Source organism: Peribacillus sp. NPDC055009, assembly GCF_053608705.1.
This window is the reverse complement of the sequence record NZ_JBSGVZ010000005.1, coordinates 90,683-116,310: the sequence shown is the minus strand read 5'-3', so window position 1 is coordinate 116,310 and position 25,628 is coordinate 90,683. Positions and strand designations below refer to the sequence as shown.

Sequence of the window (25,628 nt, the reverse complement as noted above, 5' to 3'; positions counted from 1 at the left end):
ACGCTACCCTGTATAGAGGTTGTCAATAATAAAAGACACTAGCTGACTATAATGTTATTTTTTATAAGACAGGTGATATGAATTTTTAAAAATGAAATATTGGGTATATCCCCCACTCACTGCTTGTTTTCCCTTGTTCATCATTAAGTATATCGTTTGTGTCTTTAACGAACGAACGGTTCCCATCGTTTAACGCAGGTTACACATGGTCACAATGTTTTACTTAAATAATAACCAAGTATAGATTTACATACGATAGGAGTCGTTATTTTCAATTAAACATACAATCAACCACAATAATAGTTACGGCAAGGAGTGGAGTCATTAATTTCAGATTTATACTCAGTGTTTTCCATACTCATGTTGAAAGCGAGAATAAAGTCCGTTAAAAAATCTTTAAATGGTTCTCCGTTCTTGATAAGCCGAACTAAATGTTTGACTATTCCTATTTTTTCACTCTTTATAAATAATGGACTTCGTTTGTATTGATTCTTGTAATAAAAAATTTCTTGATTCGCTAACTCCCGAGGTAAATATCCTGCTTTTATAAAGCGCTTAATTTTTTCTTCCCTTCTTTCAATAATATCCAAATAATGGTTCAGTTCTTTTTTATATTCATCTTTAAGAAAAATTCCTTTATGATGTGAAGTGACGAAATATTTTGCTTCAAGATCTAATGTTTTTCGTGCGGACTCTATAAAGTTGTCAATATTACTTTCCGCATCACAGTAAAAGGGTCCAAAAGAGCTTAAATCAAAGTCTCCTACAAAAAGGATTCCGTAGTCGGTGAGATAAGGACAACAGTACCCTTCTGTATGGCCAGGAGAATGTATCATAATAACATTGGTATCCGACAACTTCATATTTAAATCATATGAATAAGTACTATGAACATCTAGCGTTCTCTTACCAATAATATGATCTTGATATTCTCTATTCTGCTGTTTCTGAACCAATTCTTTAATGTCTTCTTTACCAAAAACAGCATAAAAACCTTCAGACTTTAAGATCTCATGTATATCAGATACCTTTTTGATATCAAATGGGTTAATAAATTTTTCAGCTTCGGTAAATAGTTGTGCCCCCCAAATATGATCAACATGATGGTGGGTCAAGTAAATTTGCTTCACATTGTGTTCTTTTTGCAAGTAATTAAATGCTTTTCGGCCTGCACCACAATCTATAAGGGTTGAATGTTCTTGTCCCCTGATAATTAGTGATGTTGAGAATGGAACATGGCTATTATTTTCACCCATGATAATTTCCACAGGACCTATTTTTCGGTAGTTCATTCTCATTCCTACTCTCTTAATCTACTTATTGGGGCTTCTGTATCACCAGAATTTTCAGCAGCGTCAAATAGTCCATAAACCCATATCTCTACACCTTTCCAGGAGGTGTTCCATTTACTCCTTCTTTCATAATCCAGTATTGAAAACAACTGGAGGAAAGAGTAAAGAATGAGGTGAATAAGTGTATCGCCTTAGTAGAAATGTCACATATGAAGGGAGTTGATTGGGACTAGACAATATTGTTAAGATCGATCCTTTTTTAACAGAAAGGATCGATCATATTCACGAAATTGCCAAAATATAGGTAAATATAGTGTCTAGTCGCTGATGATTTATTCTCGAATATTAACTATATGAGCCCCCGTTTACCAAGTGTACCTGTCCGTTTATATAGTTTGAAAGTGGAGAGGAAAGGTAAAAAATTGAAGAGGCTGCTTCTTTAGCTTCTCCAGCCCTTCTTTGCGGGATTTTGTTGATAATCGCATCTCTCACTTTAGTTGGAATTCCAACCTGAGCTCCATTCACGCTTCCTCCTTCCTCTTTCGGTCGAGTTAGACGTGTATCAATAAATCCAAAAGCAACAGAGTTACAGTTAATATTAAATTGTCCCCATTCTAAAGCAATTGTCTTGGTTAATCCTAGTAAACCAGCTTTAGCTGCTGCGTAATTTGCCTGGCCAACATTTCCTTTAACTCCCGACATAGAGGAAACATTAACTATTTTCCGGTAATTAGTTACCCCGTTTTCAATTTCTTTTTTTGCAACGTCACGCATGTATGGAGTTGCCTCACGAATTAATCGAAATGGAGCAATTAAATGTATGTCAAGCATCTCCTGAAATTGTTCATCCGTTAATCGATGAACTAAATTATCAGCTGTATATCCGGCATTATTCACAAGAATATCTAATCTCCCAAAATTCTTTATGGTTGTATGGATAATATTTTTTGCAAAATCGGGTGCCGTTACATCTCCGCAGAAAGAAATGGCTTCACCACCTGCTTCCCGTATGGCTGTAACCGCTTCTGCAGCAGGGGCTTCATCCTTATCCGTGATGACCACTTTTGCACCATGATCAACGAACATTTGAGCAACTTCCCGTCCAATACCTCGAGCAGATCCAGTAACAATTGCAACTTGATTTTTTAACATTTCACTCATCACCTTCCATCCTCACATTCCCAGTTTTTTTGCAATAATAACTTTCATAATTTCATTCGTGCCCGCAAAAATTGGTGAGATTGCAATATCTCTATAACGGCGGGCAATTTTATATTCCTCCATATAACCATAACCTCCATGGAGTTGCATACATTTAGAGGAAATCCTTCTAGCCATATCAGTAATCCACCATTTTGCCATCGAAACCTCTGTAACGATTTCCTCTTCATTTTGATGCCTTACTATTAACTGATCTATAAATGTACGTCCAAGCTGAACCTCCGTTGCAATTTCCGCTATAGTAAATTGAGTATTCTGAAATTTGCTAATAGACTGGCCAAAAGCTTCTCTTTCCTTAACATATTGAAGCGTAATATCAAGCATATCCTCTGCAGCAACTTGACCACCAATTGCTGCTAATATTCGTTCTTGTTGGAGCTTAGACATCAAATATTTAAAGCCTTGGCCTTCTTCACCAAGTAGATTGGTAGCCGGCACTTTGACATCTTCAAATATAAGTTCGGAGGTATCCTGAGCATGCATTCCAACTTTTTTCAGTTTTCTTCCTCTCGAGAAACCTGGTGTGTCTTTTTCTACCAGTAATAGACTGACTCCTTTATGAGGAGGATTAGCCGTTGGATCTGTTTTGCAGGCCACTACAATTAAATCAGAATGTATACCATTTGTAATAAATGTTTTTTGGCCATTAATAATGTAAGAATCGCCATCCTTAATAGCTGTTGTACGAATATTAGCTAAATCCGAACCTGTTCCTGGTTCTGTCATGGCAATAGCTGTAATAATGTCCCCACTAACACATCCAGGAAGGTATTTTCTTTTTTGCTCTTCTGTACCAAATGAATCTAAATAAGGAACGATGACATTACTATGTGTTCCTGGTCCTGCAAGTCCTGCCCCAACCCTGCCTAATTCTTCAGTCAGAATAATAGATAAACCAAAATCTCCATTCACTCCACCATACTCCTCGCATACATAGGGACATAGGAAGCCATTTTGACCTAATTTTGTCCAAAATGAGCGGGGAACCAATCGATCTTCTTCCCATTGTTCAAAGTAAGGGATTGCCTCCTTTTCCAAAAATTTTCTTAGCGAATCTCGAAACATTAAATGCTCTTCGGAAAAATAAGGACGTTCTGATTTTTGGACATCATATACTGCAGTTTTTGTCATTTTAATACCTCCATTTTTATAAAAACTGGGAACTTTCATTTAAAAATAAGGATACAACTCCTTTTTTAAATTTTTGTCTCAAAGCAAAATCAATCAGCAACAGCCTCTGATTCATAACATCTAGAAGATTTATTCCACAGTTGGTTAATCCGCCGGCTCTGCCCGCTCCAATTGAAAATTCTCAAATATCGAATAATCTTCATTAAGTAAATTCTCGCCTTTAACTTGATTATTTAATTATGGCAAAACCTCGATCACTTACCGAAACAGTTAAACTGAATGATATTATATGTCTGTATGTTATATTTAAATTGTAGTAATCTAGCGACTTTACGCGCTTTCTTAAACATTAGTCCATTTAAAATTATTTAGTTTTTTTGACTTCAAATTTAGCCTTTACTTTTACCTGCCCTTCTTCGTTAATAGCTGAAGCTTCACAAATCCATCGATCTTTGGTTTCATTTACAATGCTGCCTTTAACTGTGATTTTTTCTCCAGGTCTTGTCATAGCTCGAAATCTAACAGAAAATTTTGCAAGGTCTTTTACGGAGAACCATTGACCAATTGCCTGACCAACAAACCCCATAATCAACATGCCATGCGCAATCACTCCACCTAATCCCGCTGACTCCGCAAATGGTACAACCGTGTGTATAGGATTAAAATCTCCCGATGCTCCTGCATATTGAACGAGCTGTGAATGAGTAATTTCTTCTTTTTGCAACGGCTCAAAACGATAACCAACTTCCATCCTATTCCCCCCTAGTGTCTTTCAATAACGGTTGAACGGCTAATTAATACCGTTTTGCCATTTTGGTTTAGATATTCTTTTTTTAGAACCACAAAATTCATGGATGATTTCGTATATACATTTTCAACTTCACTGTTTACAGTAATCACATCACCTGGCTTAATTTCTCCTATATATTCGTACTCTTGTTCTCCATGAAGTACTTTCTTAACGTTTAATCCTAAAAGCTCAGATGTGGAAGCTCCCCCACCCCAGAAGTCTATAACAGTCGGAAAAGTGGGTAAAATCATTTCTCCTTTTAGGTAATCTTCTTCAAGATCACTAATCGCTAATGCAAGTTCTTTTATTTTCCCTTTTTCAACTTTGAAGGTAAAGGATTCTAATTTCATACCGATTTTTTCTTCTAATGCTGTACTCAAAATCATCACTCCCCATTTTTCGATCTTTTACGAAATTTCTTTCCCTACAATTGATATGAAAGAGACACACTGCATAGGAGTTCCACCAAGATTATGGGTTAAACCGATCTTAGGATTATCCAATTGCCTTTTCCCTGCACGACCTTGGAATTGTAAATACATTTCATAAAGCATTCTCAAACCACTTGCCCCAATAGGATGTCCAAAAGACTTCAATCCTCCATCTGGATTAACTGGTAATTCACCTCCTAATTCGAACACACCATTTAAGACGTCCTTCCACCCTTGCCCACGTTCGCTGAATCCTAAATCTTCATATATAACTAATTCTGTAGGAGTAAAACAATCATGTACTTCGGCCATACTGATTTCTTTTCTTGGGTTTTTTATACCTGCTTGTCGATAGGCTGCCTGGGAGGCTGCTACATTCTCTTTAAAGGTCGTAAAGTCATAGTCCTGGCGTAATCGCCCATCTCCAGGGCCTGCAGCAATAGATAACGCTTTCACATACATAGGGTCTTTTCTATATTTATGAGCATCTTCTGTACGCACAATAATTGCAGCTGCTGCCCCATCTGCGACTCCTGAACAATCCATGATTCCAAGCGGTGCTGCTACCATTGGAGATTTAGAAATCTTATCCATCGAAACTTCACTTCGATATTGGGCTTTTGGATTCAAAGAGCCATTATAGTGATTTTTCCAGGCGATTCGTGATAATACTTCTCTTCCTTGTTCAGGGGTTAATCCATATTTTTTATAGTATGCCGGTGCCAGGAATGAAAAGGAAGCGGGTGCAGAATAATTTGGTGCTGTCCCATCACTTGGTGGTTTTGGTGAATTTAGACCACTAAATCCTGAATCCTTTAGTTTTTCCACTCCAATTGCAAGGACAATATCATAGGCACCTGAAGCCACTGCATAACAGGCGTTACGAAATGCTTCAGATCCTGTCGCACACATATTCTCGACTCTTGTGACTGGAATAAACTGTGTTTTTAATGGACCTGATAACGTGATACCTGCATACCCGGAAATCATCGTTCCAAGCCAAGCAGCTTCAACATCCGTTGGTTCAATCCCTGCATCAGCGAATGCTTCATAGGCTGCGTCTACTAATAAATCATCTACACTTTTATCCCAATGCTCAGTAAACCTTGTACATCCCATTCCAATAACGGCAACTTGATCACAAATTCCTTTTTTGCTCAAATCAGTCACTCTCCTTGTCCCTAATAGGCCGCGCTTTCCAGAAATAATTACTGATGCCCCCTGCTTCATACAGGCGTCTGAATGTCATTTCTACATTCATGCCAATTTCAATTTCCTTCATATTACAATCGGTTACCTCACATATAATTCGTCCTCCTTCTTCAAAGTCAACAACAGCTACAATCATTGGAGGCGCAGGAGATGCTGCTAGATAATCTAGTGTAAAGGTAGTCACTTTGGCAGATTGACCAACAAAGCGATAATCATCCATCTCATCTTTGGCTTGACACTGTACACATACACGTTGTTTTGGAAATTGGGGTGTGCCACAATTACGGCATTTTGAACCAGTAAATCCAAGGTTTTGATGATAGTTTCTATATAATGCAGGAGCTGATGGTCGATCTGTTTCTGGTCTTCTTGGCGCTTCAGTTTTTATTAAATTTCTCCATTTCAGATAGTCACTGTAAGAAATTTGATCGTTTTTTACATTCAAATAGCCCTGAACTCCTTTGCGTTTACCAAGTTCGGAAATTGCCTCTGTTACTTCAAACAACATGAAATCTATCCCTTCTGCAAACGCAGCGACTAGCAATCTATCTCCAGGTTTGGCATCTTCCAACGCAGAGACGAGCATCATGGGTGCATGAGCAGTTCCTGTTGAACCAACCATATCAAACAAAGGATTTTGCACTTGATTACTTTGGAATCCTAGTAAACGGGCAGCTTCTAAATGGGAACGTGTTCCAAGTCCCGAAATAATAACCTTAGTAATCGAGTCAGCAGTACAATCATTTTTTTCCAGAAAAGGAGCAATTGCATTCTTTACTTGTTTTATAAATACAAAGGATCCAAATCGTTCATCCCAGTTTTGGGTGAATAGGTCAGATTGGCTACGCCAATGACTGAGGATTTCACCCTGGACACTTCCTCCATCAATGATATTTGCAATGACATCCGCTCCGCTGCCGACTAAGATAGAAGCCGCCCCATCACCAAACCATTGTTCATTTTGTCCAGTTGGCGCACCCGTCCGACAATCTGAGGTAATGATAAGTGTTTGTTCCTTTTCGTTAGCAGCTAAAATAGCGGAGGTTCCGCTTCTTAGTGAAGAGGTTACTTCGATTCCCCGTACACTTTCATTTAAATTTAATGCAGTGGCTATCGTTGGAACCGATCCTTTTTCTTTGTATGGAGCGCTTGTTGTAGCAAAATAAATAGCATCAACATTTTGGGTATTAACTCCTTGTAAGCAATCAAGTGCTGCTTCAACTCCCATAGAAACACTGTCTTCATCATACCCAACAACAGCTTTTTCACCACCAAACGTAGGTTTGCCAAAAAACTCTCCGATTTTTTTTCTTTGGAGCCGATTATATGGAATATAAGCTCCGTAAGAAATAATTCCTTTCATACTTTTTCCTCCTCTCAATTTCAATCATTATGATGTAACAAGTCATTTTTGATGAAACTAGATTCATATTTATATAATTAGATAGAAAATATTTTCCAAATTAGGTACTATTTCCTAAAAATAGTTTTTCATTTTAGTTGCTTGAATACATTCGAATGTTGTCCAAGTTCTGGTGGGGGTTCGATACAACTTTGGATATTATCATCATACCTTGTTGCTGTGTAGCGGATACCTTCTTTTTCAATAATGTAACCTCTATTCTTAATTAATGGATGATTAAACAATTCACCTGTTTCAAGTACGGGAGCTAGACAGCAGTCAATTTCCAACGAAAACTGAGTCCAATCTGCCATTGTTCGGCTAGCAAATAACTCTTTCATTTCTAAGAAAACTGGATTTTCATTCTGAGCAGGCGAAAAATGTTCTGAAATCCAATTTTCCCTTTTTAATGCATTGCAGAAATTCCTCCAAAACTTCGGCTCTAATGCTCCTAAACTCACAAACCGGCTATCTTTGGTTTCATAAATAAAATAGCAAACGTGCTTACTTTGTAACTTTGCTATACCATACTGCTCCCCTGTGATACCCTCAATTAGAATATGGTTAGACATTAATGGCAATAGTGAATCCGTAATTGAGACATCAAGGAATGTCCCTTCTCCAGTTCTTTCTCTCTTCACCACCGCTCCTAATATCGCTTCACTTGCTGTTATTCCACCGATAAAATCAGCAATTTGTGCGCTAGGATGAATAGGTCGCCCCTTCTCATCTTTTAATTGAGAAAGTAAACCGCTAATTGACATATAGTTGAGGTCATGCCCTCCTAAATGGCGCATAGCTTCTGTTTGCCCATAACCTGAAAGCGAACAATAAATGATGTCTTGTTTTTCTTTAGCGGCTTCTTCATAACCTATGCCTAGACGATTTGCTACACCAGGTCGGTAACTTTCAATCACTATGTCAGCAGAGGCAATTAATTCTAAAGCAGTCTGCTTATCTGTTGGTTTCTTTAAATTAAGTACTATACTTTTTTTATTACGGTTCTGGGCTTGAAAAACAAATCCCATCATTTCTTTTCTATATGATACACGCGAGGGATCCCCCATTGGTGATTCTACTTTTATAACCTCGGCTCCTAAATCGGCTAAACGTAATGTTGTATGGGGTGCAGGGAGATATTGGGAAAAGTCAATGACACGCATTCCTTCAAGCATTAATAATTTCTCCTTTCTTAACCCTATCCATTATCATTAATAAGCTTCACTGTAAAATTCTTAATTAGATCGCTAATTCTAAAATTTCGGCGATGTCCATGGTCTCAATGTCACCTTCCACTTCCATTGCTTTCGTTCCGTCACTAAGCATGGTTAAACAGTATGGACATCCACTTGAGATGGTAGAGGACTTAGTTGCAATGGCCTGTTCAGTTCTTGCCACGTTGACGCGGGTCCCCGTATCTTCTTCCATCCACATACGCCCACCACCAGCACCACAGCACATCGCCGTATCACGGCTGCGTTCCATTTCAATAAGCTTTACACCTGGAATCGATTTTAAGATTTCCCTTGGTGGATCATATACCTCATTGTACCTTCCTAAATAGCATGAATCATGGAATGTAATGGTCTCATTCACTTCGTTTTTCGGCACTAGTCTACCTTCTTTAATAAGCTCTGCAAGGAGTTCAGTATGATGGTACACTTCCGCTTCAAAGCCAAAGTCTGGATACTCATTTTTGAAAGTATTATAAGCATGAGGATCAATAGTTACAATTTTCTTCACGTCATTTTTTTCAAATTCTTCAATGTTCTTCGTTGCAAGTTCTTGGAATAGAAATTCATTTCCTAGACGCCTTGCTGTATCCCCCGAGTTCTTTTCTTTGCTTCCTAAAATGGCAAACTTTACGCCTGCTTCATTTAAAAGTTTTGCAAAAGATAAGGCAATTTTTTGACTTCGATTATCATAGGAACCCATAGAACCCACCCAAAATAAATAGTCAAATTCCTCTCCTTGTTTCTTTAATTCCTTTACAGTAGGAATAGAGACATCTTCTCGTATCTCACGCCAATTTTCTCTCTCTTTACGGTTAAGCCCCCATGGATTTCCTTGGCGTTCAATATTTTGCATCGCACGCTGTGCATCTGCATCCATCTTACCTTCTGTTAATACGAGGTAACGACGAAGATCAATGATTTTGTCCACATGCTCATTCATAACCGGACACTGATCTTCACAATTACGGCAAGTTGTACATGCCCAAATTTCCTCTTCTGTGATCACATCGCCAATAAGACTTGGAGAATAATCAAGAGTTGCCGCAACTTCTTTGGCACCACTAGATCTCGACATCATTGCAAGTTGATTCCCTTGTTTGCCAGCAAACGCAAATCCTGGCACCCATGGCGATTTGGACGTAACCGCAGCCCCTGTATTCGTTAAATGGTCTCTCAGCTTAACAATCAAATCCATCGGAGAAAGCATCTTCCCCGTTACCGAAGCCGGGCACATATTTGTACATCGTCCACATTCTGCACATGCATATAAATCAATCAGCTGCTGCTGGCTAAAATCTTGTATTTTCCCGACGCCATATTCCTCTACTTCTTCTTCCTCAAAATCAATTTTCTTTAATTTCCCAATAGGACCAACTTTCTTAAAAAAGATATTGAACATAGCGAATAGCTCGTGTGCTTGTTTAGACTGTGGCACAAATACCATGAAAGAAAAGACGGTTATCATATGCACCCACCAAAATATATAGAACAACACAGTCCCTACCGTTGATCCAATACCGGAAAACAATAACGTAATAGCACCAGAAAATGGGGCGTAGGTCAGATTAGGTTTATGATCTAACATAATCGCTTCGAATCCTAATGTAACCAGGATTGATAAAGTTAAAGTACATAAAGCTATATAGACAAAGGCAGCTTTGCCATCACGCTTCCATTGTAATCGATTTAACTTTTCCCCATAGCGACGGAAGAATCCATATACGACCGCCAACAGCATAAGGAATGTCGCCCACTCCTGCAGAAGACTAAAATATTTATGCCCATCACCAAAAGGAAATTCATACCCTTTAATAAACCCTTTTATGATGAGTTCAATAAGTCCTACTTGAATGATAAAGAAGGTGTAAAATAATATTAAGTGCATCATCCCGCTTTTCTTGTCTTTAAACAACTTTCGCTGTCCGAATCCATTCACTAACACAGCATTGATGCGCTCTTTAAAACTTGGTTCAAATTCAACTTTTTTGCCCAGTTTCACAAACAAATAGCGGGTGTATAAAAGCTGGACAAACAAGAAAACTGCATATCCTGACAGTGCTAAAAAAGCTAGTAAATTTAACAGTGATAGCATCTTGTTCCTCCTCCATTGTGAATAATTCAGTATTCTATATTAAACAGAAACCAGAACTTTTTTAAATTCTTCTGTTAAAAGAGGAACTACCTCAAATATATCTCCCACAATACCATAGTCTGCAACTTGGAAAATGTTAGCCTCTGGGTCTTTGTTAATGGCAACAATGACTTTTGAATTTGACATTCCTGCCAAATGTTGAATGGCTCCAGAAATTCCGCAAGCAATGTATAAATCAGGTGTCACAACCTTTCCAGTTTGACCGATTTGCAGTGAATAATCACAATAATCAGCATCGCAAGCACCACGTGATGCTCCTACGGCACCACCCAATACGTTTGCAAGTTCCTGTAAAGGCTTGAATCCATCTTCGCTCTTAACACCTCGACCCCCGGCAACAATCACTTTTGCTTCTGATAAATCCACTCCTTCAGAGGATTTTCGTACGATCTCTTTAATAACAGTACGAAGGTCTTTTATTTCAGCTTCAAACGAGCTTACTTCACCAGAGCGCGTCTCGTCTTTTTCGAGTGCAGCAATATTGTTTGGGCGAATGGTTGCAAATGTAATTCCATCGGTAATGACGTTCTTCTCAAATGCTTTTCCGGAGTAAATCGGGCGAGTAAATACGACTTGATCACCTATTACTTCAACAGCAATTGTGTCGGAAATTAATCCCGAATCGATTTTTGCGGCAATTTTTGGTGAAAGATCTTTTCCAAAAGCCGTATGCCCCATGATTATTCCTTCAGGCTTTTCAGCCTCAATGACCTGAAGCAATGCCTGTCCAAAGCCATCAGATGTATAAGATTTCAACTTTTCATTTTCAACTAAAACTACTCGATCAGCACCATATGCGATCATTTCATGTGCAAGGTCTGAGACATTAGCATTTAGAAGCACACCGACAACTTCACCGCCTTCAGAAACTGTTTTTGCTGCTGCAATCGCTTCAAATGATACATTTCGAAGAATACCATCACGAATTTCACCTATTACTAAAAGTTTTCTAGTCATTATGATTCCTCCCCTTAAATTACTTTAGCTTCTATATGAAGTAGATTTATTAGTTCTTTTATTTGATTTTCAAGCTCGCCTACCAGAATTTTTCCTGCTTCCTTTTTCGGTGGAAGATAAACCTCAATCGTTTTAGATTTAGGAGCTACATCGGCTTCTTCAAGATCAAGGTCATCTAGTTCCAATTCTTCAAGTGGCTTTTTCTTCGCCTTCATAATGCCAGGCAATGATGGATAACGTGGTTCATTTAATCCTTGTTGTGCCGTCACAAGTAATGGGAGCGCAGTTTCAATTACTTCACTATCTCCTTCTACATCACGCTCGATGACAACTGTTTTGCCATCAATATTAATTTTCGTAATGGTTGTTACAAATGGAATGTCTAGCAATTCAGCCAGACGCGGACCGACCTGACCGGAACTTTTATCAATTGAAACATTTCCTCCTAAAATTAAGTCAAATTCATTTTCATTAAAATATTTTGATAGAATGCTAGAGGTTGTAACTGGATCACTTTCTTCAAGGTCATCTTCTGTATTGATTAAAACAGCTTGGTCACACCCCATGGCAAGTGCTGTCCGCAATTGTTTCTCAGCCTCTTCATTGCCAATTGTGGCAACTGTAACAGTTCCACCATGTTTATCTTTTAATAGAATCGCCTCTTCGATTGCATACTCATCATACGGATTTATGATGAATTCTGCCCCTCCCTCATCAATTACTCCATTTGTTATGTTTATTTTTTCCTCAGTATCAAACGTTCTTTTTAAAAGGACATAAATATTCATTGTTAATTCTCCCCATTTTATAGAATTTATTGTTTTATTGATTCTTAAATCAAACAGTAAAATCCCCTAAAGCATTCTTATCCCCTCATCCTTCATGATTTATCAAGAATCCATAAGGATTAAAAAAGCATATATTTGTATAATATCCCCACCCACCCCTTCATTATTTTTATGTAAAGAAGTATTTCTCTTACTAATTTACAATGCAATTATTGTGCCAATTTATATTCCACTAAGGAAATCACATGCTAAAGCGCTTCCCTTGATTGTTTCTACATACATACAATCGAAAAAACACAATACAACTGTATCTATTTGGATACAGTAATACTTTACAATGGACAATTTAGTGTTCAGTCACTCAATCGATTCCTTTGCAAATAGAGATTGGATATAGAATCTATTCCTAAGCCCAACTCAAGACAACAATACTTGTGAGAAATAATAAAGGAGGTTTTGATGGAAATATCAACTTTCGAATGTTCCGGATCGCAAATAACCCAGGAATTTAGACTTATAGTCATTTTCCCGGGCCCGCTTCGTACTTATACAGATATACAATCATATCATTGTTTATTTATTATATTTGTTCCCTAATATTGTTCTTTCTCTAACAAAAGCTCATTCTGCTGATAACCATAATCAGGATTTCAAGTTCAATGGGAAACATACTTTTTCTTAACAGCTATAACAATTTTTTAAAATTAATGAGAGTCCAGAACAAGATCTTAAGGAATTTCCAATCACACATTATCCTTCTCTTTTCCTCTAGACGGATCACTTGATATGATGCATAAGTGAAATTTAACCCTTAACGCCAGAAGGCCGCCAATTGGCGGCCTTCTGACATTCAAACACCCTTTAGTAATACCGGATTCCCTCTTTTATTCAGACAATTATACGTTCAAATATGCCCATGCATATTGGGCATAAAGTTCTGCACCGGTAGCAAGCGCTTCTTCGTCGATGTTGAACTTTCCGTGATGGTGTGCCCATTCCGTATCTTTTTCAGGATTTCCTGATCCAACTAAAGCGAAGCTTCCAGGTACTTCATCTAAATAGAAGCTAAAGTCTTCGCCACCCATTGTTGGCTTTTCATTATATATTGCGTCATCGCCAAACGCATTTGAGGCAACTTTTTGCACTAATTTTGCACTGTATTCATCATTGATGACAGCTTGTGTTCCGCGGTAGTACTCAACCTTTGCGGTCGCACCGTAAATGTTCGCAACATTTTCAGCATAAATCTGGAGCTGCTTTTCAATATGGTCACGTGTTTTAGGATCAAAGCAACGGACAGTCCCTTCAATGACGGCATTTTCTGCAATGACATTAAATCGTGTGCCAACGACCATTTTTCCAACTGTCAAAACAGCGGGATTTTGGGGGTCGACCGTTCTTGATACGACAGACTGTACGTTCATGACGAATGAAGAGGCAACTATAGTAGCATCGATACAATCCTGTGGCATTGCACCATGTCCCCCTCTTCCTTTAAACGTTACTGTAAAGATATCTGCTGAAGCGAATGAAGGTCCTTGAGTGCAAGCAACCGTGTTTGTTGGCATTTGCGACCAAATATGTATGCCAAAAACATTATCAACACCCTCAACAGCCCCTTGTTTAACCATTTCCCTTGCACCTGTTGCCACTTCTTCAGCTGGTTGAAATATTAATCTCACATTCCCAGGTAATTCTTCTTTTATTACGTTTAGTGCCTTCGCTGCAATTAATAGCATTGATGTGTGTGCATCATGACCACATGCATGCATTTTCCCTTCTTCTTTTGAAGCATACGGCAAGTCTTTATTTAATTCTTCAACAGAAAGGGCGTCCATATCTGCTCTTAATGCTACCGTCTTTCCTGCCTTACCGCCTTTAATTTCTGCAATGACACCTGTTGGTTCCGCTTTTCGATAAGTAATTCCTAATTTTTCAAGGTAGTCACAAACAAAGGCAGTTGTATTTTCTTCTTCCCATGATAACTCAGGTTCGCTATGAAGTTTTCTGCGTATTTCTGTTAATTCATCACTATAATTTTGAATCGCTTCTTTTATCGTTTGATTAATCATTCTTATTCTACCTCCGTTAAACATTTAGCCACTTCGTAAAATATTTGCACTCCATTTGCCAAATGACGTGCATCAGACCATTCCTCTGGACAATGACTTAGTCCTGCTTTACTTGGAACAAAAAGCATGCCAACATCAGTCACATCTGAAAAAACCATCGCATCATGACCTGCTCCACTATCAATGGAACAGTATGGAATTTCCAAATCAGAACTTTTATCTTTTAATAAATCCTTAATCTCATTACTCAATATCTTTGGCGGCATATACAACAGCTGTTCCGCCGTTGTATGGATCCCCTGTACCTGATAGGATTCGATTAATTCTTTCATCCGCCTGATGACATTGTTAATATGTTCTTCCTTGCTTGATCGAATATCTACCGAAAATACCACTTTATTCGGTATGACGTTTGCTCCATTTGGTAAAACATCTAGTCGTCCTGTCGTTATAACCGTTCCTTCTCCTTCCTCAATTGCAAAGCTCGGTAATTGAGAAATAATTTGAGCGGCAGCAACCAATGCGTCCGTACGGCGATCCATTGGGGTTGTGCCTGCATGTCCTGCCTTTCCTTCAATGGTTACTTCAAATTGAGTTAAACCAACAATAGCTTCTACAACACCAATGGGGATATTCTTCTCTTCAAGGATTGGTCCTTGTTCTATATGCAATTCGAGAAATGCTTTAATGCTATTGGGATTTCTTCTTTTCGGAAGAGAGAAATCCAGTCCAACTTTTGACATCGCTTCAATGGTTGTGATACCATCTTTATCCTTTAAATTTTTAAAACTTTCCTCACTAAGCGTTCCCACTATTCCTCTCGACCCCATTAGCCCTCCGCCAAAACGAGCTCCTTCTTCTTCAATCAGGGCAACGATTTCCAATGGATATTTAGGTGTTAATTGATTTTCTGAAAATAGGGCAGCCACTTCAAGTGCGACAATTACACCTGCTGGTCCGTCATACGCACCGCCATTTGGTACGGAATCAAAATGTGAACCTAACAGAACGCTTGGTGCATCTTTTAAAGTACCCTCAAGCTTTCCAAAAATATTTCCAAATCCATCTTCCTGTACTTTCAGGCCGTAATCCATCATTTTATTTTTTATATAATTACGTGTAAGCAAGTCTTCCTTGCTATACGTAAGCCGGGTAGTCCCTTCTCCGGGTGTTGATGTAAATTCGCCCAAATCACTTATTTGCTTTTCTATACGTTCGCTAAGACTCACTTAGAATCCCTCCTATTTTACAAGAATTGTACGAATATTCCTGCCAAAATAACCGACACGATTGTTACCGATATAAATCCGCCAACAAGCATCGGCGGCAGCATATGGCTTAGCAATGCTTCTTTTTCATTTTCATCTTTTGTTAATGAATTTACGACTTCATTGGTGATAATGTAATCAGCTGGAAATCCGTATAATGCTGTTAAAGATACAGCAAAGGCCATTTCTTTGCTGACTTTTAACAATTTCCCTGCTATGAATGAGAATATATACATACCTATCACAGCTAAGATAATGCAAACAACAAGTGGGTAAAGAATCTCCATCATCATACTTGGTGTTGCATTTTTCAATCCATCAAAGACGAAAAGCATAAGAGCCATGATCGCAAATCCAAATCCATTTGCTTTTTGCAGTGTCTGTCTTTCCAAGAAACCGATACTTTTTCCGATAACCCCGAATAGTAAGCAAAGAACAAATGCATTTATAGATATAATCGGCTCTAATCCACTCGAAACTAGGTAAGCAAGTAAAGCAACAACTGCAAGTCTTAAAAATTTGAAATATTCCGTATTATATTTTTCAGGAAGTTTCTTGAACAGCTTAAGTTCCGTCATACCTTCTGCAGCGGATGCAGTTTCATCCTTTTTTACCGTTAACTTTCCATTGCGGTATTGCCCCAAAAGCTTCTTCCCTTCTTTCTTCAAGACAATTGAAGTTAAAGGATATCCAGCGAAGCCTTGCATTACATAAATAACAATGGCAAAAACGGACAAGCTCGTAAGTCCTGCATCTGCCGCTCCTTCTGACATGATTATTGAAGAAACCATACCTCCCACTAAAGGTGGAACCGCTACAAGGACAGTTTGCAGATCAAAAATAAAGATGCCAATTCCGAATAATAGTGCAACAATTCCAAGAATGCCAGATAAGGAGATGACAATCGTCTTCCATTGATTCACCAATTCCCTTATTGAAAGCAATGTCCCCATATTCGTGATCAATAGGTACATCATCATGGTTGCCACTACCGGTGGAACACCTGCTATTGAAACGATGTCTTGCGGAAAGAATGTCCAATAACCACATAGAAATAGAATCGCCGAAATAAAAACGGAAGGTACCCAGGCTTTTGTTCGAACCGCCACTATGTCCCCTACAAATAAAATCAGAATAACAATAACCAAAGCCAACATCTGTGACATATGAGTTCCCTCACCTTCCAAATTAATAGTTTGAATATTCTTATAAAATAATAACATTGAATAATCTAAATTTAAAGATAATTTAATATATTCAGGTAAATGTACACAGATAATAGGAAATGTAAGTGTTTTATTTCTGATTTAAAACACCAAATATTCTCAAATAATTATATGGTTGGGTATATCAAAATAATTTTTCTTTGGATACCTCTTTATCTCGATAGTGACTAAAACAACTAACACAAACTAATCTAAACCTATTATTTCAAAAAGAAAAAGCCGTCTAAGGACAGCTCAGATTAATTAGTAATTAATATCCTGTTTACTTTTTACTGTAAAACAGTTCTTGTTTCATTCGGATTCATCCTCTAGCAAGTTTTTCCTTTGTGTATACTCGAAAATGATGGTCCAGATCAATTAGTTCAACTTTTTTAGAATAAAACTGTCTAAAAGTTTATAGGCAATTGTGTTTTTATTCACCCAGTTTTTCTTTTATTATGGTGTCTTCAAGAGACAGGATCGCTTCCTTTTCATCAGTTCCTTCAGCTATGATTTTAATTTGAGCTCCATGGGCAATACCAAGTGACATAACCCCCATGATAGACTTTAAATTGGCCTTTTTGCCATTGTATTCAAGGTTTACTTCCGAGTTAAATTTGCTAGCGTTTTGAACTAATGTTGTTGCTGGGCGGGCATGGATACCCGTTTTTTCAATTATGGTAAATGTTTTTTCTGTCATTTTTAAATCTCCTTTTATCTAATATTAATTAAAATCAAGCTAAACTATTTTTATTATTTGTTAGGGTTATATGTGTGGTACACGAATTAATATCCTAGAATGTTATATAAGTTGAACTATGAATCGAGATGCTTTGAAAGGATGTTTTGTTAAGTAACGGAAAAGAGACTAGGATTCAAAAAGGGTACGAAATGATTCAGTTCATAGCATAGAAATTATGAGATTATGACGCAATAATAACCTTAATTTGGCTTCCAGCCATTACTGCCTCAAATCCTTCGCGCCATTCTTCTAAAGGAACAATTTTTGTAATCATTATGTCTGTATCAATCTTTTGTTCTTCTAGAAGTTGTAAAGCTATGTGCCATGAGCTAGGTTTTTGGGAACGTGTACCAAGATACTTTAATTCTCTCTGAACAATCGATTCTTGATCCAGCTGGTTCATTTTATTCGCAAAAATACCCACTTGTACAAATGTTCCTTTTTTCCTTACCAATGGCAAGCCTTGATTAAGCGCTGGCACTGCACCAGAGCATTCAAACACTATATCAACTCCATAACCATCGGTATGTTTCATGATAACTTCTTCTAAACTCTCTTCTTGAACATCGACAATTACGTCTACACCAAATGATTTAGCTAATTTTAAGCGCTGCTTATCCTTTGTGATGCCTGCTAAAATGACAAACGCACCTTGTGCTTTCACAACTTGGCATTGGAGTAGACCAATTGGTCCTGGTCCAAAAATAAGAACTTTGTCGCCTTTATTAATAGTTGTTTTTTCTAAAGCCGCATGTACACAACAAGCTAACGGCTCAGTTAGGGCTGCTGCTTCAAGGCTTATATTCTCAGATAAAACGTGAACACTTTCTTCGCGAGAAACTACATATTCAGACATACTGCCATTTACTTGAGTTCCGATTCCTTTACGGGAAAAGCATAAATTATAATCTTTTTCTAAGCAGTATTCGCACAAGCCGCATGTTGTGAATGTGGTTTCGCTTGTAACCCTGTCCCCTACCTTAATATTTTTTACTGCGTCTCCAACTTCTACAACAACTCCGGAAAATTCATGCCCCAAAACAACGGGAGTTTTTGAATTTCTATATTCTCCGGTAAATGTATGAATGTCCGTACCGCAAATTCCAGTGTAAGCAACTTTAATTTTAACTAAATCCCCTATTCCTTCTGGTTCTGGAATTTCTACTAGCGACATATTGTCATAACCTGGTTCTGCTTTCACTACTGCTTTCATTGTACCTTCACTCCTCTCTTGCAAATATTTACGCCTTGCCATAAGATTGTTCACGGCTAATAATCCTGTTTGAAGACTGTCTGGGTTCCTTGAGTCTTTATCTATAAGAGATTAATTTTATAAGATTAATTCTTCCATTTTTTTAAAAGTAAATTTTCTATGTTTTTTGATATATACCTATAGAAAATCCCCTTCTCGATTAGAAGATAAAGTTCTTTTTTATCTGTCTATTAGAAGGGGATCTCAGAGAGGATGGAGCTTGCTTAAAATAGCATTTTCCATCCATTGTTGTTTAAGTTCTTTTTGGAGATATAAATAAACCGTTTTAAAGTCGCAATATATTTCTCGTCCCGGTCGTCAACGCTTACTTTATGGGCAATTGTGCGTGCTAGGTGAACAAAGCACGTTTTGTGCGTGAGAATTTTCAAAAACACAAAATTTCAATGTTACGCCTTATAAGACACTCTTGTAAACAATTTCAATAATTTACAGTTCGAACATAACCTTTGTAAATACCTCTTTATTACTTATGATCCGTTCAAACATTTCTGGTCCCATCTCAAGGGGAACACGATGAGATATAAGAGGTTTTACTTGTAATTGTCCTGTATTCATACAGTGAATGGTTGCATGAAACTCCCTACCGGGGAAAGGCGAGGATATGGCGTTCCATGACCCATAAACATGTAACTCTCGACGAACTATTCTTTCAAAATAGAAACGGTCAATCGGCACATCAGCATACGGAATACCCATAAAAACTACTTCTCCCCCTTTTTTTGGTAAGGCGAATATTTGAGCAGAAGTAATGGGAGATCCGGCAGATTCAACTGCCAAATCAACTCCATGCCCGTTAGTAAATGTCATGATTTGTTCAAATGTATTTCTATCTTTCGGATTTATTAATACATCGGCTCCAACTTGTTTAGCTAAGGTTAATTTCTCTTTTTCAATATCAATAGCATATACTCTTTCTGCACCAAAAATTTTTGCCCATTGGATTACAAGTAATCCAATTGTTCCACATCCCATAACAGCAACAGAGTATCCTGGCTGCATGTTTGTTTTAAAAAGTCCATGAAGCGCAACTGCAGATGGCTCGACAAAGGCAGCTTCTTCAAAAGAAACACTATCTGGGATACAGATAACATTTTCTCTTGGAACCTTCACGTATGTAGCAAATCCGCCGGGGACTTTTGCGCCTGTTACAAGTAATTCAGGACATGCTGCAAAGTAGCCTGAACGACAATACTCACACTTTCCACAATAAAGCGCAGGACATACAGCCACTCGAGCGCCCACATGCAAATCCGTTACATTATCGCTAAATTCAACTACCTCACCAGCATATTCGTGTCCCCAAATGTTACCGGGAGTCACAGGGCCCAATTTTTTATAACGAGAAATATCTGAACCACAGATACCTGCATTTCTTACTCTAATAATAACTTCATCGTTCTGTTCAATTGTTGGCGGAGGAGACTCTTCATATCTCAAATCCTGAATTCCATAGAAACATAATGATTCCATTTCCAATACCACCTCCGTACTTACTGCATCCCATAAAATTTAATTACAGCATCAGCTGCTTTTCTTAAAGCTTTCATGTGTTAAGCATCAAATCTCCGTCGACTTATATAAATCAAATTCTCTTTTTATTTTTGAGAGTGGAGTATACATCCTGTTAAAGTACTCATCATACAGTTTAAAATTTTCTTGTGATGGAAGATACCTATCAAATGAATTAACGTGTATCTGGTCAATAAAGTTTTGCTTTAATGCTGCTAACATGGCGCCGCCTTTTGAAACAGCTTCCTCTGTTTTATAAGAAAGTACTTCGCAGTTAAGAATATCTGCTTTTAACTGTAGCCATAATGGGTTTAATGTGGCCGGGCCAATAACTTTAATACTCTTGATATCTTGATCTGTTAGATCTATATATGCGTCTTTTAAATTTCTCAATTCGAAGCATAGGCCAGCAAAAATCGAGTATAAAATATCTCTCTTTTCTGTTTGGTCCTGTATTCCATATAAGATTCCTTTAGAATGAGAATCACGATGAGGGGGACCACTTCCTCTTAAATGTGGAATAAAAACCAGCAAATTTTCTATAAACTCCTTCGAGTTTTTCTGGTATTCTTTATATAATCCATCACTCATTTGAGTTAATTCATCAAGAGAGGATAAAAAATTTCTTGTAAACCAATTTATACTATAACCAGCTGTTGGCATTGATCCATAGAGACTGAACAAATTGTCTTTTACATATAAACCATTTGAAATAGCATTTTGCTGAAAGTCACTATTTAAAAATGATTCTTTTTTCAATAAAAGTAATCCTTCTGTTGTTCCAGTTGAGTTTAGCAGTTCCTTATCCACATCCAAATTAGTAATTATTGATCCTGCCATATGATCGTGACCAGCTATTGAAATAGTTGTATTGGGACTTAATCCAACCTCAATAGCCAGAGAATCTTTAAGAAAAGAAATAGCTGTACCAGACTCAACAATAGTAGGAAACGTTTGAACTTCCAGTTCAAAGTCTTCAATTAAATGTTTTGACCATTTTCGGGTAGACATATCTAGCAGTAACGTTCTGGATGCAAGGCTCACATCTGTCGCGTATATTCCAGATAGCTTAAAAGCAATAAAACCTGACAAGCATGTCCATTTTTTAAATTTTAGATATTGATCAGGAAAATGATCTCTAATCCAAAGTAGCTTGGTAAGACTATGATTACTGTGAGAGACTATCCCAGTAATCTTATATATTTCTTCCCTTCCAACAATATTGTTGACTAGTTCAGCTTCAGATTTAGAGCGAGGATCATACCATGTAATGGTGGGTTCTAAGATTTGATTATGTTCGTCTAATAAAACGATAGTTTGAGCTGCACTGGCTATCGAAATAGTTTTTATCTCTTTTGGGTTTTTAATTTTTTTTGAGAGAACGTAAAGCCCTTCCTTCACACCCTCCCAAATTTTATCCATTTCAAACTCTGATTCTTTTTCATTCCATTTAGTAGGAGTAGAAAAACGATACACTTCCACTAATTCGAAATTTGGTAATTGAAATAGACAAAGTTTTACGTTAGTTGTTCCAATATCAATTCCAATTACATACATCTTCAACCCCATCCTTTAGAAACATTATCTATTTAAAGTGCTAAATTTATTAATAACTACTTCTTTAACCTCAGATTGTGCTTCTAGCAATACGCTAATAAGGTTATATTCATTTGGGTTTTGTTCATACCGTTTACCGACAGACGCAATAAATCGTTTACGAAGATCACTCGCAAGATTTATTTTGCGTACATTGTAATTTTTTAATTGCTTTAATATATCATCAGGAATTCCAGAGCCTCCATGAATGACTAATGGAATCTCAACAGTATCTGCTATTTCACGAAGTAATTCCAGGTTAATTTTTGGTTGTTCATCTAAACCATGAATATTTCCTACGGATACAGCTAAAAGATCGATTCCTGTACGCTCTACAAATTCTCTTGCAAGGTTAGGATCTGTTTGTGCCGAATCATCACTCTCGTGATCATCTTCTTTGCCACTTAATTCTCCTAATTCAGCTTCTACCGAAACTCCTCGAGCATGGCAATACTCTACAACTTCTCTAGTAAATTGAATATTTTCTTCATACGGTAATTTTGAAGCATCAATCATGACAGAGTTAAAACCAGCTTCTACGGCATTTTTTACATCCTCAAAGGTCATGCCATGATCTAAGTGTAAAGTTACAGGCACTTCTACTTTCTCCGCAGCAGATTTTACAATATTGGCAATGTAATCGTATCCAGACAGCTTAACGTTTGTAGGAGCAATTTGGACAATAACTGGAAGCCCTGCCTCTTCTGCTCCCCTGATAATAGACAGTGTCATTTCTAAATTGGTAGTATTAAAGGCTGGAGCAATAAGATTTTTCTCTTCTAATAATTGTAAGAACGATTTCATATTTACTAATGGCATACTAAATCTCTCCTTATAATTTAATCTACAATAACTACTTTCATAACTTCTTCATCAGGACTTGCGGCAAATGTAATCGCTTCGCCTACTTGATCAATGGCCATTTCATGTGTAATCAATTTTTCTGCATCTATTGTTCCATTTGATATGTTTAAAATAGCTTCCTCAAATTCATATGGGGATACACTGTAGGTACCGACTATTGATATTTCGTCCTTAAAGAATCTTCCTGCATCAATAGTCACTTCAGGATACTTTTCAAAGGGAGAAAAACAGATTACTCGTCCGCCGCGTCTTAGCAGTTGTACTGCTTCTGGTAACAGAGAGGAAACACCTGCAGCAATGATAACAATATCTACACCTTGATTATCAGTAACCTTATCAACAACATCCTTGAGACTATCATTTTTAATATTTACTGTGTAATCGATACCAAACTCTTTAGCTTTTGACAGCTTATACGAAGAAACGTCAGAAATAATTACATTACTTACATCCTTATGTTTTAGGAGTTGGCCATGAATCACCCCGATCGGTCCTGCCCCCATAATTAAAACATTATCTCCAGGACGTATTTCTGCAGCTTTTTGTCCATGAATACAACAAGCTACTGGTTCTGCTAAAGATGCGTGCTGGTAGCTCATACTGTCAGGAATTCCAAAAAGTAAATGGCGTACATGTTTTTCAGATAATCGGATATATTCTGCAAAGCCGCCAGGATCAATATTCGTTTCTCTAAATTCAGGACAAAGTGTATAATGCTGTCGTTGACAATAATGACAAGTGAAACAGGGAACATGGATAGCACCAACAACTCTGTCTCCAATTTTAAATTTCGTAACACCTTCCCCTACCTTAACAATCTCACCTGCATATTCATGCCCAAGAACAGTCCCTGGATTAACGGTTTTATGAATTGCTTTGTGAATATCCGTCCCGCATAATCCACAGGCTTTTAACTTCAAGAGTACTTCTCCGAAACCAATTTTTGGATCTTCAACTTCTTCTATTCGAAAATCATTAACATCGTGAAATGCAATAGCTCTCATCATTAGATCTCCTTTTTAAGAATAAGAGGCGAGGTACCTTACTAAAAGCATTGTCCCTTTAGTTAGCAAGCAAGTACCTCCTTATCTTTAATAAACTAACTTCAGATAGTCTAAGAAACATCCTTCAATTTACCATTCTCATCAAAATCTTTTTTGGTTATTTTATATGCCGACCAAATAACAAGACCTACAACTGGAATGGCTCCAATAGCATAGATATTCCCTTGGGATAACATGACCATCCAATAGCGGAATGGATTACCGCCGTCTAAGAAGCTGTTCACCAATTCTGATGCCCCTTCTGGGAATTGGAAATTAATACTTTTTGCTACTTGCGTAACAAGTGGAGCCAGATAAGAAGCGATGTATAAGTTTGCGATAATAACTGGTATACCAATAATAATTGATCGTATAATATTACCTCCGCAAGCAAGAACAATCATTGCCATTGGCACAGTTAAAGTTGATAAATCACCTAGTGGAATAATCTTATTTCCTGGAAGAATAACAGCTAGCAATATTGTAATTGGTGTCATCAATAAGGCTGTTGAAATAACTGCCGGATTACCAATCGCAACTGCAATATCAAGTCCGATGGTAATATCATCCCGATCAGGGAATCTCTTTTTTAGCAAGGCACGAATTGCATCAGACAGTGGGATTAAACCCTCCATAAGGATACGAACCATACGAGGCATAATAAGCATAACTGCTCCCAAGTTCATTCCTAATTTCAATACTCCATCCGCATCGTATCCTGCGAGAATTCCAATAATAATTCCCAAAATCAGACCGATCATCATCGGTTCACCAAATACTCCGAAGCGTTTTTGAATTGAATCTGGATCAGCTTTTAAGTTCCTTACCCCAGGTATGGAACCAATAATTTTATTTCCTAATACTCCAACTGGAAAAAATATGACTGCCGATAATGTGGGAAGGGAAATACCAGGCAAATTAAATCGTTTCTGTATATATGGAGCAGACCAATCAGCCATTTTAAGAATTGTGACTGTAGCTATGGCGGCAGCAAGCAATCCTAAGAAAAAGTTACCTGTTGCACTATAAACTAGCGCCCCTGCAAAGGCAAAATGCCAGTAGTTCCATAAATCAATATCGACAGTTTTTGTCCAACGAAGCATTATCATGGCAATGTTTAGTAAAACAACCATAGGAATTACAAACGGTGCGATTGGTGATGCAAAAGCAATTGCAGCAAGTGGCGGCCATCCAGTGTCGACCACTGGTAAATCAATTCCTGTTCTATCCACCATAGCTTGAGCTGCAGGTCCAACGCTCTCAATCAGTAGATTAAATATTAGGAAAATTCCAACAAAACCCATACCTATAATTACAGAGGATCTTAAAGCCTTCGCTGGTTTAACTCGAAAACAGATCGCTAGTATAAATACAACAATTGGCAACATAACCGTAGGTCCAAAACTAAGAATGTACTGGAATGCTTCTAATATCTGTTGTCCCAT

At 37.6% G+C, this 25,628-nt stretch carries 21 protein-coding genes; all 21 read right to left on the bottom strand.

Annotation, left to right across the window (positions count from 1 at the left end):
- Positions 1-287 precede the first annotated feature (287 nt).
- The 21 genes from ACWF5P_RS10465 to ACWF5P_RS10365 all read right to left on the bottom strand — a co-directional run bounded on the left by ACWF5P_RS10465 (position 288) and on the right by ACWF5P_RS10365 (position 25,628).
- Positions 288-1,292, bottom strand: a complete 1,005-nt coding sequence (locus ACWF5P_RS10465) for an MBL fold metallo-hydrolase (RefSeq protein WP_434169307.1) — start codon at positions 1,290-1,292, stop codon at positions 288-290.
- A 345-nt stretch (positions 1,293-1,637) separates the two neighbouring features.
- Complete coding sequence (locus tag ACWF5P_RS10460; RefSeq protein ID WP_101221710.1) at positions 1,638-2,453, bottom strand: SDR family NAD(P)-dependent oxidoreductase; 816 nt, start codon at positions 2,451-2,453, stop codon at positions 1,638-1,640.
- 12 nt (positions 2,454-2,465) lie between these two features.
- Positions 2,466-3,644, bottom strand: coding sequence for an acyl-CoA dehydrogenase family protein (locus ACWF5P_RS10455; RefSeq protein ID WP_101221709.1), 1,179 nt, complete (start codon positions 3,642-3,644; stop codon positions 2,466-2,468).
- A gap of 364 nt (positions 3,645-4,008) precedes the next feature.
- Positions 4,009-4,395, bottom strand: a complete 387-nt coding sequence (locus tag ACWF5P_RS10450; RefSeq protein WP_427572859.1) for a MaoC/PaaZ C-terminal domain-containing protein — start codon at positions 4,393-4,395, stop codon at positions 4,009-4,011.
- 11 nt (positions 4,396-4,406) lie between these two features.
- On the bottom strand, positions 4,407-4,820 hold the full coding sequence (locus ACWF5P_RS10445; protein WP_452444841.1) for an FAS1-like dehydratase domain-containing protein: 414 nt from the start codon (positions 4,818-4,820) through the stop codon (positions 4,407-4,409).
- A gap of 21 nt (positions 4,821-4,841) precedes the next feature.
- Positions 4,842-6,026 carry an acetyl-CoA acetyltransferase gene (locus tag ACWF5P_RS10440; RefSeq protein ID WP_101221706.1) on the bottom strand — a complete coding sequence of 395 codons (1,185 nt, stop codon included), beginning with the start codon at positions 6,024-6,026 and terminating at the stop codon, positions 4,842-4,844.
- A gap of 1 nt (position 6,027) precedes the next feature.
- On the bottom strand, positions 6,028-7,440 hold the full coding sequence (locus ACWF5P_RS10435) for an OB-fold domain-containing protein (RefSeq protein WP_434169305.1): 1,413 nt from the start codon (positions 7,438-7,440) through the stop codon (positions 6,028-6,030).
- A gap of 128 nt (positions 7,441-7,568) precedes the next feature.
- Positions 7,569-8,654 carry a CoA transferase gene (locus ACWF5P_RS10430; protein ID WP_434169304.1) on the bottom strand — a complete coding sequence of 362 codons (1,086 nt, stop codon included), beginning with the start codon at positions 8,652-8,654 and terminating at the stop codon, positions 7,569-7,571.
- A gap of 64 nt (positions 8,655-8,718) precedes the next feature.
- Positions 8,719-10,806, bottom strand: a complete 2,088-nt coding sequence (locus tag ACWF5P_RS10425; RefSeq protein WP_434169303.1) for a heterodisulfide reductase-related iron-sulfur binding cluster — start codon at positions 10,804-10,806, stop codon at positions 8,719-8,721.
- 39 nt (positions 10,807-10,845) lie between these two features.
- Complete coding sequence (locus tag ACWF5P_RS10420) at positions 10,846-11,823, bottom strand: FAD-binding protein (RefSeq protein WP_434169302.1); 978 nt, start codon at positions 11,821-11,823, stop codon at positions 10,846-10,848.
- Positions 11,824-11,837: 14 nt separating this feature from the next.
- The gene (locus ACWF5P_RS10415; protein WP_434169301.1) at positions 11,838-12,611 is read right to left on the bottom strand and encodes an electron transfer flavoprotein subunit beta/FixA family protein; all 774 of its coding nucleotides are present in this window, start codon (positions 12,609-12,611) and stop codon (positions 11,838-11,840) included.
- Between the two features lie 896 nt (positions 12,612-13,507).
- Positions 13,508-14,683, bottom strand: coding sequence for a M20 family metallopeptidase (locus ACWF5P_RS10410; RefSeq protein WP_434169300.1), 1,176 nt, complete (start codon positions 14,681-14,683; stop codon positions 13,508-13,510).
- Between the two features lie 2 nt (positions 14,684-14,685).
- Positions 14,686-15,912 carry a Zn-dependent hydrolase gene (locus tag ACWF5P_RS10405; protein WP_434169299.1) on the bottom strand — a complete coding sequence of 409 codons (1,227 nt, stop codon included), beginning with the start codon at positions 15,910-15,912 and terminating at the stop codon, positions 14,686-14,688.
- Positions 15,913-15,929: 17 nt separating this feature from the next.
- Positions 15,930-17,117: a hypothetical protein gene (locus tag ACWF5P_RS10400; RefSeq protein WP_095390129.1), complete on the bottom strand. Its 1,188-nt coding sequence runs from the start codon at positions 17,115-17,117 to the stop codon at positions 15,930-15,932.
- Between the two features lie 472 nt (positions 17,118-17,589).
- The gene (locus tag ACWF5P_RS10395) at positions 17,590-17,856 is read right to left on the bottom strand and encodes a phosphocarrier protein HPr (RefSeq protein WP_434169298.1); all 267 of its coding nucleotides are present in this window, start codon (positions 17,854-17,856) and stop codon (positions 17,590-17,592) included.
- Between the two features lie 223 nt (positions 17,857-18,079).
- The gene (locus ACWF5P_RS10390; protein ID WP_434169297.1) at positions 18,080-19,111 is read right to left on the bottom strand and encodes a zinc-binding dehydrogenase; all 1,032 of its coding nucleotides are present in this window, start codon (positions 19,109-19,111) and stop codon (positions 18,080-18,082) included.
- Between the two features lie 486 nt (positions 19,112-19,597).
- Positions 19,598-20,641 carry a galactitol-1-phosphate 5-dehydrogenase gene (locus tag ACWF5P_RS10385; RefSeq protein ID WP_101221696.1) on the bottom strand — a complete coding sequence of 348 codons (1,044 nt, stop codon included), beginning with the start codon at positions 20,639-20,641 and terminating at the stop codon, positions 19,598-19,600.
- An 87-nt stretch (positions 20,642-20,728) separates the two neighbouring features.
- Positions 20,729-22,237, bottom strand: coding sequence for an FGGY-family carbohydrate kinase (locus tag ACWF5P_RS10380; protein WP_202190539.1), 1,509 nt, complete (start codon positions 22,235-22,237; stop codon positions 20,729-20,731).
- A 24-nt stretch (positions 22,238-22,261) separates the two neighbouring features.
- On the bottom strand, positions 22,262-23,095 hold the full coding sequence (locus ACWF5P_RS10375; protein ID WP_427672805.1) for a class II aldolase: 834 nt from the start codon (positions 23,093-23,095) through the stop codon (positions 22,262-22,264).
- A 20-nt stretch (positions 23,096-23,115) separates the two neighbouring features.
- Positions 23,116-24,144 (bottom strand): alcohol dehydrogenase catalytic domain-containing protein, encoded by a 1,029-nt coding sequence (locus ACWF5P_RS10370; RefSeq protein WP_452444840.1) that lies wholly within the window; start codon positions 24,142-24,144, stop codon positions 23,116-23,118.
- 110 nt (positions 24,145-24,254) lie between these two features.
- The gene (locus tag ACWF5P_RS10365; protein WP_101221692.1) at positions 24,255-25,628 is read right to left on the bottom strand and encodes a PTS galactitol transporter subunit IIC; all 1,374 of its coding nucleotides are present in this window, start codon (positions 25,626-25,628) and stop codon (positions 24,255-24,257) included.

What these genes read in the sequence shown, in the direction of transcription:
- ACWF5P_RS10465 (WP_434169307.1), bottom strand. Translation starts at nt 1,292, where the DNA reads ATGAACTACCGAAAAATAGGTCCTGTGGAAATTATCATGGGTGAAAAT.
- ACWF5P_RS10460 (WP_101221710.1), bottom strand. Translation starts at nt 2,453, where the DNA reads ATGAGTGAAATGTTAAAAAATCAAGTTGCAATTGTTACTGGATCTGCT.
- ACWF5P_RS10455 (WP_101221709.1), bottom strand. Translation starts at nt 3,644, where the DNA reads ATGACAAAAACTGCAGTATATGATGTCCAAAAATCAGAACGTCCTTAT.
- ACWF5P_RS10450 (WP_427572859.1), bottom strand. Translation starts at nt 4,395, where the DNA reads ATGGAAGTTGGTTATCGTTTTGAGCCGTTGCAAAAAGAAGAAATTACT.
- ACWF5P_RS10445 (WP_452444841.1), bottom strand. Translation starts at nt 4,820, where the DNA reads ATGATTTTGAGTACAGCATTAGAAGAAAAAATCGGTATGAAATTAGAA.
- ACWF5P_RS10435 (WP_434169305.1), bottom strand. Translation starts at nt 7,440, where the DNA reads ATGAAAGGAATTATTTCTTACGGAGCTTATATTCCATATAATCGGCTC.
- ACWF5P_RS10430 (WP_434169304.1), bottom strand. Translation starts at nt 8,654, where the DNA reads ATGCTTGAAGGAATGCGTGTCATTGACTTTTCCCAATATCTCCCTGCA.
- ACWF5P_RS10425 (WP_434169303.1), bottom strand. Translation starts at nt 10,806, where the DNA reads ATGCTATCACTGTTAAATTTACTAGCTTTTTTAGCACTGTCAGGATAT.
- ACWF5P_RS10420 (WP_434169302.1), bottom strand. Translation starts at nt 11,823, where the DNA reads ATGACTAGAAAACTTTTAGTAATAGGTGAAATTCGTGATGGTATTCTT.
- ACWF5P_RS10415 (WP_434169301.1), bottom strand. Translation starts at nt 12,611, where the DNA reads ATGAATATTTATGTCCTTTTAAAAAGAACGTTTGATACTGAGGAAAAA.
- ACWF5P_RS10410 (WP_434169300.1), bottom strand. Translation starts at nt 14,683, where the DNA reads ATGATTAATCAAACGATAAAAGAAGCGATTCAAAATTATAGTGATGAA.
- ACWF5P_RS10400 (WP_095390129.1), bottom strand. Translation starts at nt 17,117, where the DNA reads ATGTCACAGATGTTGGCTTTGGTTATTGTTATTCTGATTTTATTTGTA.
- ACWF5P_RS10395 (WP_434169298.1), bottom strand. Translation starts at nt 17,856, where the DNA reads ATGACAGAAAAAACATTTACCATAATTGAAAAAACGGGTATCCATGCC.
- ACWF5P_RS10390 (WP_434169297.1), bottom strand. Translation starts at nt 19,111, where the DNA reads ATGAAAGCAGTAGTGAAAGCAGAACCAGGTTATGACAATATGTCGCTA.
- ACWF5P_RS10385 (WP_101221696.1), bottom strand. Translation starts at nt 20,641, where the DNA reads ATGGAATCATTATGTTTCTATGGAATTCAGGATTTGAGATATGAAGAG.
- ACWF5P_RS10380 (WP_202190539.1), bottom strand. Translation starts at nt 22,237, where the DNA reads ATGTATGTAATTGGAATTGATATTGGAACAACTAACGTAAAACTTTGT.
- ACWF5P_RS10375 (WP_427672805.1), bottom strand. Translation starts at nt 23,095, where the DNA reads ATGCCATTAGTAAATATGAAATCGTTCTTACAATTATTAGAAGAGAAA.
- ACWF5P_RS10370 (WP_452444840.1), bottom strand. Translation starts at nt 24,144, where the DNA reads ATGAGAGCTATTGCATTTCACGATGTTAATGATTTTCGAATAGAAGAA.
- ACWF5P_RS10365 (WP_101221692.1), bottom strand. Translation starts at nt 25,628, where the DNA reads ATGGGACAACAGATATTAGAAGCATTCCAGTACATTCTTAGTTTTGGA.